At 66.3% G+C, this 14,903-nt stretch carries 9 protein-coding genes; all 9 read right to left on the bottom strand.

Annotation, left to right across the window (positions count from 1 at the left end; all coding sequences use genetic code 11):
• Entirely contained in the window at positions 1–513 is a 513-nt protein-coding gene (locus JAB8_RS11595; RefSeq protein WP_083287674.1) for a MarR family transcriptional regulator, read from the bottom strand.
• Positions 514–526: 13 nt separating this feature from the next.
• The gene (locus JAB8_RS11590) at positions 527–1,327 is read right to left on the bottom strand and encodes an SDR family NAD(P)-dependent oxidoreductase (RefSeq protein ID WP_070289601.1); all 801 of its coding nucleotides are present in this window, start codon (positions 1,325–1,327) and stop codon (positions 527–529) included.
• Position 1,328: 1 nt separating this feature from the next.
• Positions 1,329–3,704 (bottom strand): bifunctional salicylyl-CoA 5-hydroxylase/oxidoreductase, encoded by a 2,376-nt coding sequence (locus JAB8_RS11585; RefSeq protein WP_070289600.1) that lies wholly within the window; start codon positions 3,702–3,704, stop codon positions 1,329–1,331.
• Complete coding sequence (locus JAB8_RS11580; RefSeq protein WP_070289599.1) at positions 3,701–5,320, bottom strand: AMP-binding protein; 1,620 nt, start codon at positions 5,318–5,320, stop codon at positions 3,701–3,703. The genes JAB8_RS11585 and JAB8_RS11580 overlap by 4 nt, the downstream gene beginning before the upstream one ends.
• Before the next feature lie 230 nt (positions 5,321–5,550).
• Complete coding sequence (locus JAB8_RS11575) at positions 5,551–6,258, bottom strand: response regulator (RefSeq protein WP_070289598.1); 708 nt, start codon at positions 6,256–6,258, stop codon at positions 5,551–5,553.
• Positions 6,259–6,344: 86 nt separating this feature from the next.
• Positions 6,345–10,508, bottom strand: a complete 4,164-nt coding sequence (locus tag JAB8_RS11570) for a two-component regulator propeller domain-containing protein (RefSeq protein WP_070289597.1) — start codon at positions 10,506–10,508, stop codon at positions 6,345–6,347.
• 119 nt (positions 10,509–10,627) lie between these two features.
• Complete coding sequence (locus tag JAB8_RS11565) at positions 10,628–11,797, bottom strand: patatin-like phospholipase family protein (protein WP_070224601.1); 1,170 nt, start codon at positions 11,795–11,797, stop codon at positions 10,628–10,630.
• A 238-nt stretch (positions 11,798–12,035) separates the two neighbouring features.
• A complete protein-coding gene (gene ggt / locus JAB8_RS11560) occupies positions 12,036–13,811 on the bottom strand; it encodes a gamma-glutamyltransferase (protein WP_070289596.1) in 1,776 nt (591 codons plus the stop codon).
• A 199-nt stretch (positions 13,812–14,010) separates the two neighbouring features.
• Positions 14,011–14,769 (bottom strand): 3-hydroxyacyl-CoA dehydrogenase, encoded by a 759-nt coding sequence (locus JAB8_RS11555; RefSeq protein ID WP_070224603.1) that lies wholly within the window; start codon positions 14,767–14,769, stop codon positions 14,011–14,013.
• Positions 14,770–14,903: the final 134 nt, after the last annotated feature.

Genomic DNA, 14,903 nt, shown 5'->3' with positions numbered 1-14,903 from the left:
TCAGTCCTTCAGCGAGGTGTTATTCAACTGCTGCTTCATGTGCGACAGCAGGTCGATCAAGCGGGTTTTGTCGTCGGGCGTCACGCCGTGCAGCAGTTCGGCGATCCAGCCTTCGTGCACGCGCGCCATCTCGTCGAAGGCGCGCCGGCCCGCTGGCGTCAGCTTGACGCTGTACGAGCGGCGGTCTTTCGGGTCGACCACGCGCGCCACCAGTTTTTCCTGCTCCAGCTGGTCGGTGATGCCCGTGATATTGCCGCCCGTGACCATCATGCGCCTGGACAGTTCGCCCATGCGTAAACCTTCGGGAAAGCGTTCGAGCTGTGCCATCAAGTCGAAGCGGGGCAAGGTGATGCCGAAGGTGGCGCGCAGGCGCGTGCGCACTTCGTTTTCGATTTTCACTGTGCACGAGAGCATGCGCAGCCACAGCTTGAGCGACTGGTGGTGGTCCTGCGTCAGCCGGCTGGCCAGATCCAGCACGGGTTCGTCCTGCACATTTTCGTTTTCTTTGTCCATGATCTTCATTCGGTTACATGACTTCGCCGCCGGCGACGGCGATCGATTGTCCATTCATGGCGGACGACGCGGGCAGGCAAAGCCAGGCCACCGCATCGGCCACTTCGCGCGGCTGCACCAGCCGCTGCTGCGGATTGGCTGCCGCCAGTTCCGCTCGCGCCGCGTCTTCGCCGCGTCCTGTCTTGCGCACGATGTTCTGCACGGCTTGCGCCACCATGTCCGTTTCCGTGTAGCCGGGGCAGACGGCGTTGACGGTGACGCCGCGCGGCGCCGCTTCCAGCGCCAGCGCGCGCGTCAGGCCGATCACGCCATGCTTGGCGGCGACATAGGCGCTGACGTAACGGTAACCTTTCAGGCCCGCCGTCGACGCCACGTTGACGATGCGCCCCCAACCCGCTTCCAGCATGGCCGGCATGGCCGCCTGGCAGCAGTGGAACACGCCCGTCAGGTTCACGGCCAGCATCTGCTGCCAGATGGCGGCGTCCGTCTTGCCGAAAGGCGCAGCATGCGCCTGGCCCGCGTTATTGACCAGGATATCGATGCGGCCGAAATGCGCGGCCGCCTGCGCGAAGCCCGCCTGCACGGACGCTTCCACGGCCACGTCGAGCACGCAGATGGCCACCCGGCCCGCGTGGCCCGCCTCTTCCAGCTGCATGCGCGCGCGCGCCAGCCGCGCGCCATCGCGCCCGGCCAGGGTGACCCTGGCGCCCGCGTCCAGCAAGGCGTGTGCGCAGGCCAGGCCGATGCCGCTGCCGGCGCCCGTCACCAGCGCATGTTTTCCTGATAATGCGTCCATCGATGCTTCCTTGTTCATGTCATCCCTCCAGCAGCCGCGCGGCCACCTGTTGCGGGGTGAGAACCGTGTTGGCGGCCGCCAGCTGGCGCTCGCGCTGCAGATTGCGTTCCAGCTGCTGCTGGCCCGGCCGGTACTGTTTCGGCCAGACTGCGCCTGCGCCGCTGTAGCCGATGCGCGCCATTTCCGTCAGGGTCCAGGCCGGGTTGGCCAGGTGCGGACGGCCCACGGCGCACAGGTCGGCGCGGCCGGCGGCGATGATGCTGTTGGCGTGGTCGGCTTCGAAAATCGAGCCGACGGCCATGCTGGCAATGCCCGCCTCGTTGCGCACGCGGTCGGCGAACGGCGCCTGGAACATGCGCCCGTACACGGGCCGTTCGAGCTTGCTGACCTGGCCCGAGGAACAGTCGATCAGGTCCGCGCCCGCCTGCTTGAACAGGCGCGCGATGACGACCGCATCATCTGGCGTGATGCCGCCATCGACCCAGTCGTGGGCCGAGATGCGCACGCTCATCGGTTTATCCTGCGGCCACGCCGCGCGCATGGCGCGGAACACGCGCAAGGGATAACGGCAGCGGTTTTCCAGGCTGCCGCCATATTCGTCCGTGCGGCGGTTGGTCAGCGGCGAAATAAAACTCGACAGCAGATAACCGTGCGCGCAATGCAGTTCCAGCCAGTCGAAACCGGCGACGGCGGCGGCCAGCGTGGCGCGCACGAAGTCCTGTTCGATGCGCGCCAGGTCGCTTTCCGTGGCCGCGCGCGCCGTTTGCGAGACGCCGGCCAGGTATTGCTGTTCCGAGGCCGAGACCAGCGGCCAGTTGCCCTCCCTGAGCGGCTGGTCGATGCCGTCCCACATGGGCCGCGTCGAGCCTTTCGCGCCCGCGTGGCCCAGCTGCAGGGCGATCTTCGCATCGCTGTTCGCGTGCACGAAATCGACGATGCGCCGCCACGCCTGCGTGTGCGCTTCGCTGTACATGCCGGGGCAGGCGGGCGTGATGCGCGCATCGGCCGACACGCACGTCATCTCGGCAAACACGAGACCGGCGCCGCCCATGGCGCGCGCGCCCAGGTGCATCAGATGGTAGTCGCCGGCCACGCCGTCGACGGCGCTGTACTGCGCCATCGGCGAGACGGCGATGCGGTTTTTCAGCAGCACGCCGCGCAGCCGGAAAGGCGTGAGCATGGGCGGCAAGGCCTGATCCAGCATGTCCACGCCGGCTTGCTCGCCGGCGCGCCGCGCCAGCCACAGTTCATAGCCGGCCACGTAGGCGGGATCGCGCAGGCGCAGGTTTTCATGCGAGATGCGCTGGCTGCGCGTGAGCATGGAATAGGCAAACTGCGGCGCCTCCATGGCGCTGTAGCGCTCGACGTTTTCAAACCACTCCATGGAATTGCGCGCCGCGCTCTGGATTTTCAGCACCTCGATGGCGCGCAGCTGCTGGTAGGCGGCCAGCGCGGCATCCGTATCCCCATGCTGGCCGAAGCAGCGCGCCAGCTCGATCGCGTCTTCCAGCGCCAGCTTGGTGCCCGAGCCAATGGAGTAATGCGCCGTGTGGGCCGCGTCCCCCATCAGCACGACGGGCACGCCGTCCTGGCGGTGCACCCATTGCCGGCAGACGATGCGGGGAAAGGTGATCCACTGTGCCGAGCCGCGCAAGTGCGGCGAATTGCTCAGCAAACCGTGGCCATCGAGTTCCTCGGCGAACAACGCTTCGCAAAAGGCGATGCCCTCTTCCTGGCTCATGGCGTCCAGTCCCGCCGCGCGCCACACGTGTTCGGGCGTTTCGACGATGAAGGTCGAGGTCTCGCCATCGTATTGATAAATATGCGCCTGGAACCAGCCGAATTCCGTCTGGCGGAAGGCAAACGTGAAGGCCTCGAATTTCTTGCGCGTGCCCAGCCAGACGAAGCGGCAATGGCGCTGGTCGATCTCGGGCTGGTAGCTGGCCGCATAGCGCGTGCGGATGCGGCTGTTCAAGCCGTCGCTGGCGAGCACCAGGTCGGCGCCGTACTGCTTCGCGATGGCCTGGTCGTCCAGCACTTCCGTCTCGAATACCAGCTGCACGCCGAGTTCCTCGCAGCGCGCCTGCAGGATATTGAGCAGGCGCTTGCGGCCGATGCCGCAAAAGCCATGGCCGCCGGAGCGCACGGTCTGGCCCTTGAAGTGGATCTCGATATCGTCCCAGTGGTTGAACGCCTGCAGGATGGCGCGCGCCGTCGGCTCGTCCGCATTGGCCAGGTTGCCCAGGGTCTGGTCGGAAAACACCACGCCCCAGCCAAACGTGTCGTACGGGCGGTTGCGCTCGATGACCGTGATGCGGTGATCCGGGTTCTGCTTTTTCATGAGCAGGCTGAAATACAGGCCGGCGGGGCCGCCGCCGATGCAGACGATATTCATGGGGTGTCCGTGCGAAGTTTGAAGCGCTGCAGCTTGCCCGTTTCCGTGCGCGGCAAGGCAGGCAGGAAACGGATGGCGCGCGGGTATTTATACGGGGCGATCTGCTGGCGCACGAAGTCCTGCAGTTCGGCCGCCAGCACGTCGCCGGGCTGGAAACCATCTTTCAGCACCACGTGCGCCTCGACGATCTGGCCGCGTTCGGCATCGGCGCGCCCGACCACGCCGCATTCGGCCACGGCAGGGTGGCGCAGCAGCGCCTCTTCCACTTCCGGGCCGGCGATGTTGTAGCCGGCCGAGACGATCATGTCGTCGCTGCGCGAGCGGTAATAGAAATAGCCGTCGGCATCCATCTCGAAGGTGTCGCCCGTCAGGTTCCAGCCGTTCTGCACGTACTCGCGCTGGCGCGGATCGGACAGGTAGCGGCAGCCGGTGGGGCCTTTCACGGCCAGGCGGCCCGTCACGCCGGGCGGCTGCGGCACGCCCGCATCGTCAACGATGCATGCCTGGTAGCCGGGAATGGCCTTGCCGATGGCGCCGCGGCGGATGCCCTCGCCCGTGGCGGAAATGAAGATGTGCAGCATTTCAGTGGCGCCGATGCCGTCCGTCATGGCCAGTCCCGTCACCGCCTGCCAGGCGTCGCGCGTGGCCAGCGGCAGCGCCTCGCCTGCCGACACGCACAAGCGCATGCTGCTCAAATCGTGGCCGGCCGCCAGGGGCGCCATCTGGCGGTAAAAAGTCGGCGCCGTGAAGCAGATCGTGGCCTGATAGGTACCGACGGCGCGCAGCAGGCCGTCGGGTGTGAGTTTTTCCAGCAGCACGGTGGCCGCGCCAAAACGCAGGGGAAACAGCAGCAGGCCGCCCAGGCCAAAAGTAAAAGCCAGCGGCGGCGTGCCGATGAAGATATCGTCGGCGCGCACCTGCAGCATGGAACGGGGAAAGCAGTCGCAGATGGCCAGCAGGTCGCGGTGCATGTGCATGGTGCCCTTGGGGACGCCCGTCGTGCCCGAAGTAAAGCTGATCAGGCAGACGTCGTCGGCCGCCGTGTCGTGTGCGGGAAATGGCGCATCGTGGGCCGCCATGCGCCGTTCCAGTTCCGCATCGGCGGCGCCAAAGCACAGCATGGCCGGCAAGTCTGGCAAGCCATCGAGCTCCGCGCGCAAGCCCTGCGCGCACAGCACGGCGTTGACTTGCGCTTTGGTCAGGATGGTGGACAGTTCGCGCGCGCGCAGCAGCGGCATGGTGGGCACGGCGATGCAGCCGGCCTTCAGCACGGCCAGCAGGCAGGCGGCCATCATCGGGGTATTCGCGCCGCGCAGCAGCACGCGGTTGCCGGGGATCAGGCCCAGGTCGGCGCGCAGCACGTGGGCGATGCGGTCGACTTGCCGCGCCAGATCGGCGTAGCTCCAGCGCTGGCCGTCGGCAAGGATGGCGGTGCGCTCGCCGCCGCCGTTGGCCACGGCCGCATCGAGCAGCGCGGCGACGCAATTAAGGCGCGGCGGATACTGCAGCTCGGGCAAATCAAGGCACAGCTGCGGCCAGAGTGCGCGCGGCGGCAGGTGCGCGCGCGCAAAGTCGTCCTGGGGAGATGCGGTGGTAGGCGAAGGGTCGCTGCTCATGCTCATCCTGGCTGGTGACGGGCGCGTGCACAAGGCCCGGAAGCAGATACTTTAAACCTAAAGTATTTTTCCAGCAAGCAGAAACAGCAATTTCAACACACCTAACAAAACCGTAGCGAGCGGGTGGGAGGCTCGGCGCCCCCGTTGACCCGAGAAGCGGAGCTGTGCGGATGCACAGTGAGCATCGGAAGCCGCAAATCACGACGCGCAGCAGGTTTTGTTATGGTGTATCAGTCGGCGCCGTCCTGGCGCAGAGCGTGCGCCTGCTGCGCCGCGCTGCGCGCCAGCGCGGCCAGGGCCGCCTGTATCTGCTCGCCATCGAGCACCGCCGACTGCAGCAAGGCGCTCATGCCGGCTTCCGCGCCATGCAAGCCCAGGGTGCGGCAACCGAGGTGCAGCCGTTCGAGCTGCTGGCGCGCCTGGGCCGGTTCGCCGCGCGCCAGCAAGGCGTCGACCTGTTCGCTGGCGGCGACTATCTGCCCCTGGAAGCCCGTCAGGTAGGCCAGCAGGCGTTCGCCGTCGATGCCCAGCCGCTGCAAGGTGTCGCGCGGCGCCTCGGCCGGCAAGGCGCAGACGTCGAAGCAGGCGTCGATATGCTGGCGCACCTGCTCCGGCTGAAAAGGCTTGACGATGTAGCCGGCGGCGCCGGCCTGCACGGCGTCGCGCACCGTGTCGTGGTCATTGGCCGACGAGACCAGCACCAGCGGCATGGCGTCGAGCGCGCTGTCGGAGCGGATTTTCTGCAGCAGCTCCATGCCGGACAGGCGCGGCATGCGCAAGTCGCAAAAGCACAGCGCGGGGCGCAAGCCGCCTTCGAGCTGCTCCCACGCCGCCGCGCCATCTTCGGCTTCCACGATATCGTGCACGCCGCAGCTGTCGATCAGATGCATCAATACCATGCGCGACACGACATCGTCGTCAACCACCAGTACTTTCATTGCTTTCTCCATTGGCGGCAGCGTCAGAGTGCCTGGCCGCATTCTACCCAGTTTCGCCGCGCGCTCCACGGCAGGAATTGCCTATTTTACATTTCCTTGCCCGAAACGGCTATTTGCGTCAACAGTGCGCGCAATTGCGGCAAATGCAGGGCCACCTGCGTCCAGCGCCCGCCATCGGCCGCCTCCTCCATTTCCGTGCACAGCATGTGCAGCTGCGTTTCGTCGAGATAGGCGGCGCTGCCCTTCAATCCGTGCAACAGGCGCCCGGCGTTGTCCTGGTCCTGCGCCGCCAGGGCATCGTCGAGTTCGCGCAGGCGCCCTTCCAGGTCGGCGACAAAGGCGACGCGGATGCGCCGCTGCAGTTCGCCACTGCGGATGGATTGGGCGGACGCCGCCGCCGGGATGGCCGGCGCGACGCCGAACAGGGCGTCGAGTTCCGCCTGCCCCCGCGCGCTAGCGCGCGGCGCGTTCGATGGCATGCGCGGCAACATGAAACCGCGCTGCAGCTGGCGCTCGATGGCGCGCGCCAGCAAGCCATGCAGCGCCGCCTCGTCCACCGGTTTGCTGAGGAAATCATCCATGCCGACGCCCAAGTAGCGGCTGCGGTCTTCTTCGCTGGCGTTCGCCGTCAGGGCCACGATCATCAGTTCCTGGTCGCGCACGGGCTGGTCCGGCCAGCCGCCCACGCGGATCAAGCGCGTCGCCGTGGCGCCGTCCATCTCCGGCATGCGCCCGTCCATCAGGATCAGGTCATAGCGCGTATGCACGCAGGCCGCCACCGCCAGCACGCCGTTGGCGACCACGTCGACCCGGTGCCCCAGTTCTTCGAGCATGACGCGGATGATGATCTGGTTGGTGGGGAAGTCTTCCGCGCACAGCACGCGCAGCTGGTGGCTGTGCGGCGCCAGCGCCACCTGCGGCACCAGCGGTGGCGCCACGCCGTCGGCCAGCGGCAAGGTGAAGGCAAACGTGCTGCCCTGCCCCGGCGTGCTGGCCACCTCGATCTCGCCGTCCATCAGTTCGACCAGCTGGCGGCAGATCGCCAGACCCAGCCCCGTGCCGCCGTAGCGCCGCGTGGTGCTGGCATCGGCCTGCTCGAACTTCTGGAACAGGCGCGCCATCGCGTCCGCATCGATGCCGATGCCGCTGTCGCTGACGCTAAAGCGGATCAGGTTGACACGGCGTCCGCCGCTGCCGCTGGCCACGCCGGCCCGCTCGACGCACACGCTGACGCCGCCGCGCTGGGTGAACTTGAAGGCATTGCCGACCAGGTTGACCAGCACCTGGCGCAAGCGGGTCGGATCGCCCACCACGAAGGGCGGCAGGTCCGGCGCGAAATCGATGGAGAAACCGATACTGCGCGCGGCCGCCTGCTCCTCGAACAGGGTCACGACCGTCTCGATGGCCGCGCCGAGCGCGAAATCGATGTTTTCGATACTCAGCTTGCCCGCCTCGATCTTGGAAAAATCGAGCAAGTCATTGATGATCACCAGCAGCGACTGGGCATTGGCCTGGCCGCGCAGGATCTGCTCGCGCGTGGCGTCGTGCAGCTGCTCGTCGCGCAGGGCAAAGCCCAGCATGCCGATCACGCCGGCCAGCGGGGTGCGCATCTCGTGGCTCATGTTGGCCAAAAATTCCGACTTCTGGCGCGTCGCATCCTCGGCCTTGCGCTTGGCCTGGCGCAGGCTTTCCTCGTTTTTCGTCAGGCTGCTGTTGACTTGCGCCAGCTTTTCCGACTGGGCCAGCACCTCGATTTCCTTGCTCTGCAACTCGGCCGTGCGTTCGCCGACCAGTTTTTCCAGCTCGTTCTGCTGGCGCCGCAGCGCGCGTACGCGCTGGCGGTACGCGCCATACACGGCGCCCAGCAGCAGCAGCGCCATCAGGGTGCGGAACCACCAGGTCTTCCAGAACGGCGGCAAAATCGTGATGGCCAGCGTGGCGCCGCTCTCGTTCCACACGCCGTCCTTGTTGGCCGCCTTGACGCGAAACACATAGTTGCCCGCGTCGAGGTTGGTGTAGGTGGCAAAGCGCCGCCCCGCATCCGTCATGACCCAGTCCTGGTCGAAGCCTTCGAGCCGGTAGGCGAACATATTGCGCTGGGGCGCGGCGAAATGCAGGGCCGCGAATTCCAGCGAAAAAACGCTTTCGCGGCTGGTCAGCACCAGCTCGCGCGTATGGTCGATGGCCTTCTTGAGCACATGCGCGAACTCGCCGCGGCCGATGGCCACCGGCTTGTTGAAGATCTGCAGTTCCGTGACGGCCACCAGCGGCGGCACGCGGTTGTCGTGGATATCCTGCGGCATGAACGCCGTCATGCCGTTGAAGCCGCCGAAATACATGGTGCCGTCCGACGCGCGCAGGGCCGCACCGTCGAAGTACGAGCCTTCCACCGTGCCATCGGCGCTGTCGTAGTTGCGGAACAGGCCGCTGCGCATGTCGAGCCGCGTGATGCCGCTGTTCGTGCTCAGCCACAGCTGTTCGTTGTCGTCGCCGAGGATGCTGGCGACGGCGTCATCGGCCATGCCATCCTTGCGCAGGAAGCGCCGGAAGCGGATCCCGCCCTTGGCGTCGACGTCCATGCGGTTCAAGCCATTGGCCGTGCCCACCCACAGCACGCCGCGCTTGTCTTCGTGCAGGAAATGCACTTCATCGTGGCTCAGGCTCTGCGGGTTTTGCGGATCGTGGCGGAAATGGCGGAAGCGGCCGCTGGCGCGGTCCAGCAAGTCCAGGCCGTGGAAGGAGCCTATCCACAACCGCCCCTTCCCGTCTTCCAGCACGGGCCGCACCATGTTGTCGGACAGGCTGTTCGGATCGGCCGGGTCGTGGCGGTAAGTGGTAAAACGGCGGCTGACGGGATCGAAGCGGTGCACGCCGCCCCGCGTCGACACCCACAGCATGCCGCTGCGGTCGCTCACGACATTGCGGATGGTGTCGCTGTTCGGGTCGCCGGCGGCAAAGCGCATGGTAAAAAAACGCCCCAGTGCCGGATCAAAGCGGTGCAAGCCCGTCGAGCCGCCCACCCACAGCACGCCGTCCGGCGCCTTGTACAGGGTCGTGACCTGCTCGTCGCGCGACATGCCGGGTGCGCTGCGCAGGTCGAACAGGCGCGAGCTGCCGTCGCGCGTGTCGTACAGTTTCAGGCCGCCCTTGGTGGCCAGCCACAGCTTGCCATTGCCCGCGTCGGCCACGGCGCGCACTTTCTTGTCCGCCAGCGCGCCCACGTCGCCGGGCGCGCGCGCCATGCGCGCAAAGCCGCCGCTGCCCAGGTCGACCCGGCTCACGCCGTTGTACCAGGAACCGACCCAGAAGGTGCCGGCGCGGTCGCGGTACAGCGACGACAGCTGGTTGTCGGCGACGCTGAACTTGTCGCCCGTCTGGTGCCGGTACTGCAGGAAGGTGTCGCTGTCGGGCAGCCAGCGGAACAGGCCATCGGCATTGCTGCCCAGCCAGACGGTGGCGTCGACATCCTGGTACAGGCTGGCCACGCGGATGGCGGAAAAGCCATGTTTCTCGCCGAAGCGCACGCGCGCCTGGGGCGCCTCGCCGGCGCCGCCCAGGCGCCAGCGCTCGGCGCCGGCCATGGTGCCGATCCACAGGTTCTGCTGGCGGTCGATCAGCAGCGACTGGATCACGTTGTACTTCGAGCCGGGCGTCGTATCGACGGCGAAATGCTCGAAGCGCTCGCTGCCCGGCGCCAGCATGTCCAGGCCCGTCACCGTGCCGATCCACAGGCGCTGTTGCGCGTCCAGCGCCAGCGCCTTGATTTCATTGTCGCCCAGGCTGCGCGGATTGCCTTCTTCATGGTGCCAGGTGCGGAAGGCGCCCGTGGCCGGGTCGAAATGCTGCAAACCGTCCGAAGTGGCGATCCAGAAGCCGCGCGCGCCATCGTCGAGAATGGCGTGGATATGCCGGTTGCCGTTGCCGCGCTTGCTCTTTTCGCCGGGACCATAATGGATGAAGGTCTGGCTGGCGGCGTCGAAGCGGTCCAGCCCATTGTCGGTGCCCACCCACAGCTGGCCCTGGCTATCGACATGCAGCTCGCCGACCCAGTTGTCGGCCAGGCTGGTCTTGTCGCCCTCGATATTCTTGTAGACGACCATGCGGTAGCCGTCGTAGCGGCTCAGGCCGGACTGGCTGCCGAACCACATATAGCCCTGCCGGTCCTGGGCGATGGCCAGCACCGATTCCTGCGCCAGGCCCTGGTCGACGCTGAGCTGGTCGAAACGCAGGGTGGGCGCAGGCGCCGCCATGGCCCAGCCGCCCAGCAGTAAAATTAACAGTGAGGCAACATCGCAAACACGTCGAAATACCAGCACAATCGTCCTGTCAAAAAAAACGCGAAACTCCGGCAACTGTTCCGGGGGCCGTCTCAAGAACCAAAAAACGCCAGTACATCGTCCTTGCGGGCCTGCGTATCGCGCTGTCCAAGACGGATCAGCTCGTTAGTATACGTCGATTCGAACAATAAATACGATGCCAGCGCCGCGCCGCGCGCTTCGGCCGCGCCGATGCCCGACAACATGGTGCGGATGGGACGCGGCAAACTGCCGATATGCCGGCTGGCGATGGCGTCGAGCCGCTCGGACGGCGCAATGACCAGCAATTCCACCGGCCGCAAGGCCGTCTTGCCCAGCAGCTCGGGCGGCAGCATCGACAAGGTCAGGTTGATGCGGTTCAGACGCTCGATGTCGACGGCCAGGCCATCGAGGAAGATCGACGACAGCGCGTGGCCGGCGATCTGCGCCAGGCTCGGGTAGCGCGCCGCTTCGGACGCGGCCGGTGCCGGTTCCGTCATGCGTCCCGCGCCCACCACCAGCACCTTGTTCGCGCCCAGGTGGATGGCCGGCGAGATCGGCGCCAGCTGGCGCATGGAGCCGTCGCCGCAGTATTCGCGCTGGCCGCCCACGTACAGGGGCACGGCGGGAAAGATAAAAGGGATGGCGGCCGAGGCGAGCAAGTGTTCCACGCCGATCTGGTCGGGCAAGGCCAGGCGCTGCGTGCGCACCCAGGGCGCGATATCCCCGGCCGTCTGATAAAACGTCATGTGGCGGCTGCCCGAATACGACGACGCCGTCACGGCCAGCGCATGCAGCAAGCCGTCGGCCAGGGCCGCGTCCAGGCGCGGCAGGTCGAGCATGCGGTGCAGCAGGCTGACCAGCGGGGTATTGTCGAGCAGGGAATTGGGCGGCGACGCATGCCACTGGCGCAGCAGCCAGCCGAACGACAGCAAGGACAACCAGCGCGCGCCCGAGCGGATCACGCCCAGCGAATCGGCCCGATACACTTGCTCGACTTCGATGTGCTGCCACACGTCGAGCAGCTTTTGCACGCCTTCGCCGAAGTTATCGGCGCGGCAAGCCAGCGCCGTGGCGTTGATGGCGCCGGCCGAGGTGCCGCAGATGATGTCGAACGGGTTGCGCGCCGGCGCCCAACCCGCTTCCCACAGAATCGCCGAAATCGCCTGCAGCACGCCCACCTGGTAGGCGGCACGGGCGCCTCCTCCCGTGAGTATCAAGCCTGTTTTATTTTGCATTCCCATGCCGGCAGATTAGCAGGGTCTTGATACTTTGTGGAAAAGTTTGGAAGTTACTGAGTGCACCGGAAAAGGATGATACAAAGTGTGCAGAACAACATCCAGACAGACTGCCCACGTCACGGCGCCGGACAAAACCGTAGCGAGCGGAAGGGAGAGGTGGCCGAGAAGCGCAACCGTACTCTAGTACGGTGAGCATCGCAGGCCACCTATACCGACGCGCAGTAGGTTTGGTCCGGTGCCCCTAATCGCCCCGGACCATGCCTTCGCGCCGTGGATCGGCGCCGCCAAACCAGAAATCCTTGCCATGCGCGTTCAGCCGCATGATGCCCTGCAGGCCGGAATTCTGCTCAATCACGCGCACCTCGTGGCCCATCGCCTGCAGCGCCTCGACCTGGGCGGCCGGCGCGCGGCCCTTTTCCAGTTCCGTCGGACCGTTGCGGCTGCCGAAGTTGGGCAGGCTGATGGCCTGCTGCACGTTCAAGCCCCAGTCCATGGTGCCGACCAGGACCTTGGCCACATAATTGATGATGGACGAACCGCCCGGGGAACCCGTGGCCAGCACCAGCTTGTGCGTGCCCTTCTCGAACACGAGGGTGGGCGACATGGCGCTGCGCGGACGCTTGCCCGCCTCGACCCGGTTGGCGATGGGACCGTCCGCATCGCGCGAATCGAACGAGAAATCCGTCAGCTGGTTGTTCAGCAAAAAGCCGTCGACCATCTGGCGCGAGCCGAACGCGTCTTCCACACTGGTGGTCATCGACAGGCCGCCCCCAAAAGCATCGACGGCCACCAGGTGCGACGTCGACGGGCGCTGCAGGGCGTTGTCCATGCCCCACGCCACCTGCATGCCGGGCGGCGTGCCGGGCAAGGCTTTACCCATGGATTTTTCGCCGATCAGGGCGGCGCGCTGCGCCAGATAGGTTTTATCGAGCATCGAAGCGACGCCCTTGCCCGGCAGCGGCACGAAGTCCGTGTCGGCCACGTAGCGGTTGCGGTCCGCGTAGGCCAGGCGCCCCGCTTCCGAGAACAGGTGGATCGCCTGCGCATCGGGCACGCCGTCAACGGGCGCATATGGGCGGATGTCCTTCACTTCCAGGATGCCCAGCATCTGCGCGATGGCGATGCCGCCCGACGATGGCGGCGGCATGCCGCACACGGTCCAGGCCTTGTAATCGCTGCAGACGGGCTCGCGCACCTTGGCCTTGTAGCCGGCGATATCCTGCGCCGTCAGCTTGCCCGGATTGGTCGGGTGCGACGCCACCTTGGCGGCGATGTCGCGCGCGATGCGGCCCTGGTAAAAGGCGTCGGCGCCGCCGCGGGCGATCTCGCGCAAGGTGCGCGCCAGCTGCGGATTTTTCAGCACGTGGCCGACGGGCCAGGCCTTGCCCTCGCCGTCATAAAAATACGCGGCGGCGACAGGGTCGCGCTTCAGGGCCTGGTCCCAGGTCAACAGGCCGTTGAGGCGCTGGCTGACGGGAAAGCCGCCGTGCGCCAGCTTGATGGCGGGGCCGAACAGGGTCGCCCACGGCAGCTTGCCATGCTCCTTGTGTGCCAGCTCCAGCATGCGCAGCACGCCCGGCGCGCCCACGGAGCGCCCGCCCACCACGCCCGTGGCGCGCGAGACGGGGCTGCCGTCCGCATTCTGGAACAGGTGTTCATCGGCGGCGGCCGGCGCCGTTTCGCGCCCGTCGAACGCCTGCACGCCCTTGGCCGTGGAGTACAGCAGGAAGGCGCCGCCGCCGATGCCCGACGATTGCGGCTCGACCAGGGTGAGCACCAGCTGCGTGGCGATGGCCGCGTCGATGGCGCTGCCGCCCTTTTTCAGCATCTGATAGCCGGCATCGGCGGCCAGCGGATTGGCGGCGGCGACCATGAATTTCTGCGCCGCCCAGCCGTTTTTTTCCGCATACGCGGTGGCGATTTCCGGCGCCTTTTGCGGCACTTCGGCAAATACGGGACTGGCGGCCAGCGCCCCCAGCAAGGTCAGGCTCAGCGCCAGCGGCTTCAATGCGATCATGGATTCTCCGATAAAAAAAGGGCGCACAGCCAGGCAAGGCTGTACGCCCCCATACGGGGGTATCCTACATCAAATGCCCATTAGGGCACTGCCTTCGTAAGAGTGCCTGGCGATGTCCAGGGCTAGGCGCGTGGCCGAAGACAGTACGAATAGTACGGCGAGGCCATGCAACAACGCTCTGGGCATTGTCCAGGTGCTCTTACTTTGGCTGCATGCGGATGGCGCCGTCTAGACGGATGGTTTCGCCATTGAGCATGACGTTTTCCACGATGGCCTTCACCAGTTGCGCGTATTCGCCGGGCTTGCCCAGGCGCGAAGGGAACGGCACCATCTTGCCCAGCGCATCCTGCACTTCGGCCGGCATGCCCAGCAGCATCGGCGTCTCGAAGATGCCGGGCGCCACCGTCATCACGCGGATGCCGTTGCGCGACAGGTCGCGCGCCATCGGCAGGGTCAGTCCCACCACGGCCGCCTTCGACGAGGCGTAGGCCGCCTGGCCGATCTGGCCATCGTAGGCCGCCACGGAAGCCGTGTTGATGATGATGCCGCGCTCGCCTTCCGCCGTCGCGTCCTGTTTCGCCATGGCGTCGGCCGCCAGGCGGCACATATTGAAGGTGCCCACCAGGTTGATGTTGACGACTTTCTGGAACAGGGCCAGCGGATGCGGGCCATCCTTGCCCACGGTTTTCACGGCCGGCGCCACGCCGGCGCAGTTGACCAGGCCGCGCAAAGTACCGAGCTTGGTGGCCGCAGCCACCACGGCCAGGCCGTCCTCTTCCGACGTCACGTCGCATTGCACGAACACGCCGTTCAGTTCAGCGGCCAGCGCCTGGCCCGCCTCCGTCTGCACATCGGCCAGCACGACCTTGCCGCCTGCTGCCGTCAGCATGCGCGCCGTGGCCGCGCCCAAACCCGATGCGCCGCCCGTGATGATGAATACATTGTCCTGAATCTGCATGAAAACTCCTGAGTGATAAGGGCCGTGTTCCCGGCGCCTGATGGTTGCATGGTGCCATAGTTACGTTTACGTAAACGTAATGTCGGCGACAATTGTAGCCATTTTTTGCGCAACACAGCCAAAAGTTATGGATA

The sequence above is a fragment of the Janthinobacterium sp. HH106 genome (assembly GCF_001758725.1).
Lineage (GTDB): Bacteria > Pseudomonadota > Gammaproteobacteria > Burkholderiales > Burkholderiaceae_D > Janthinobacterium.
Note: the sequence above shows the minus strand (reverse complement) of the source record. Positions and strands in the feature narration are given on the sequence as shown.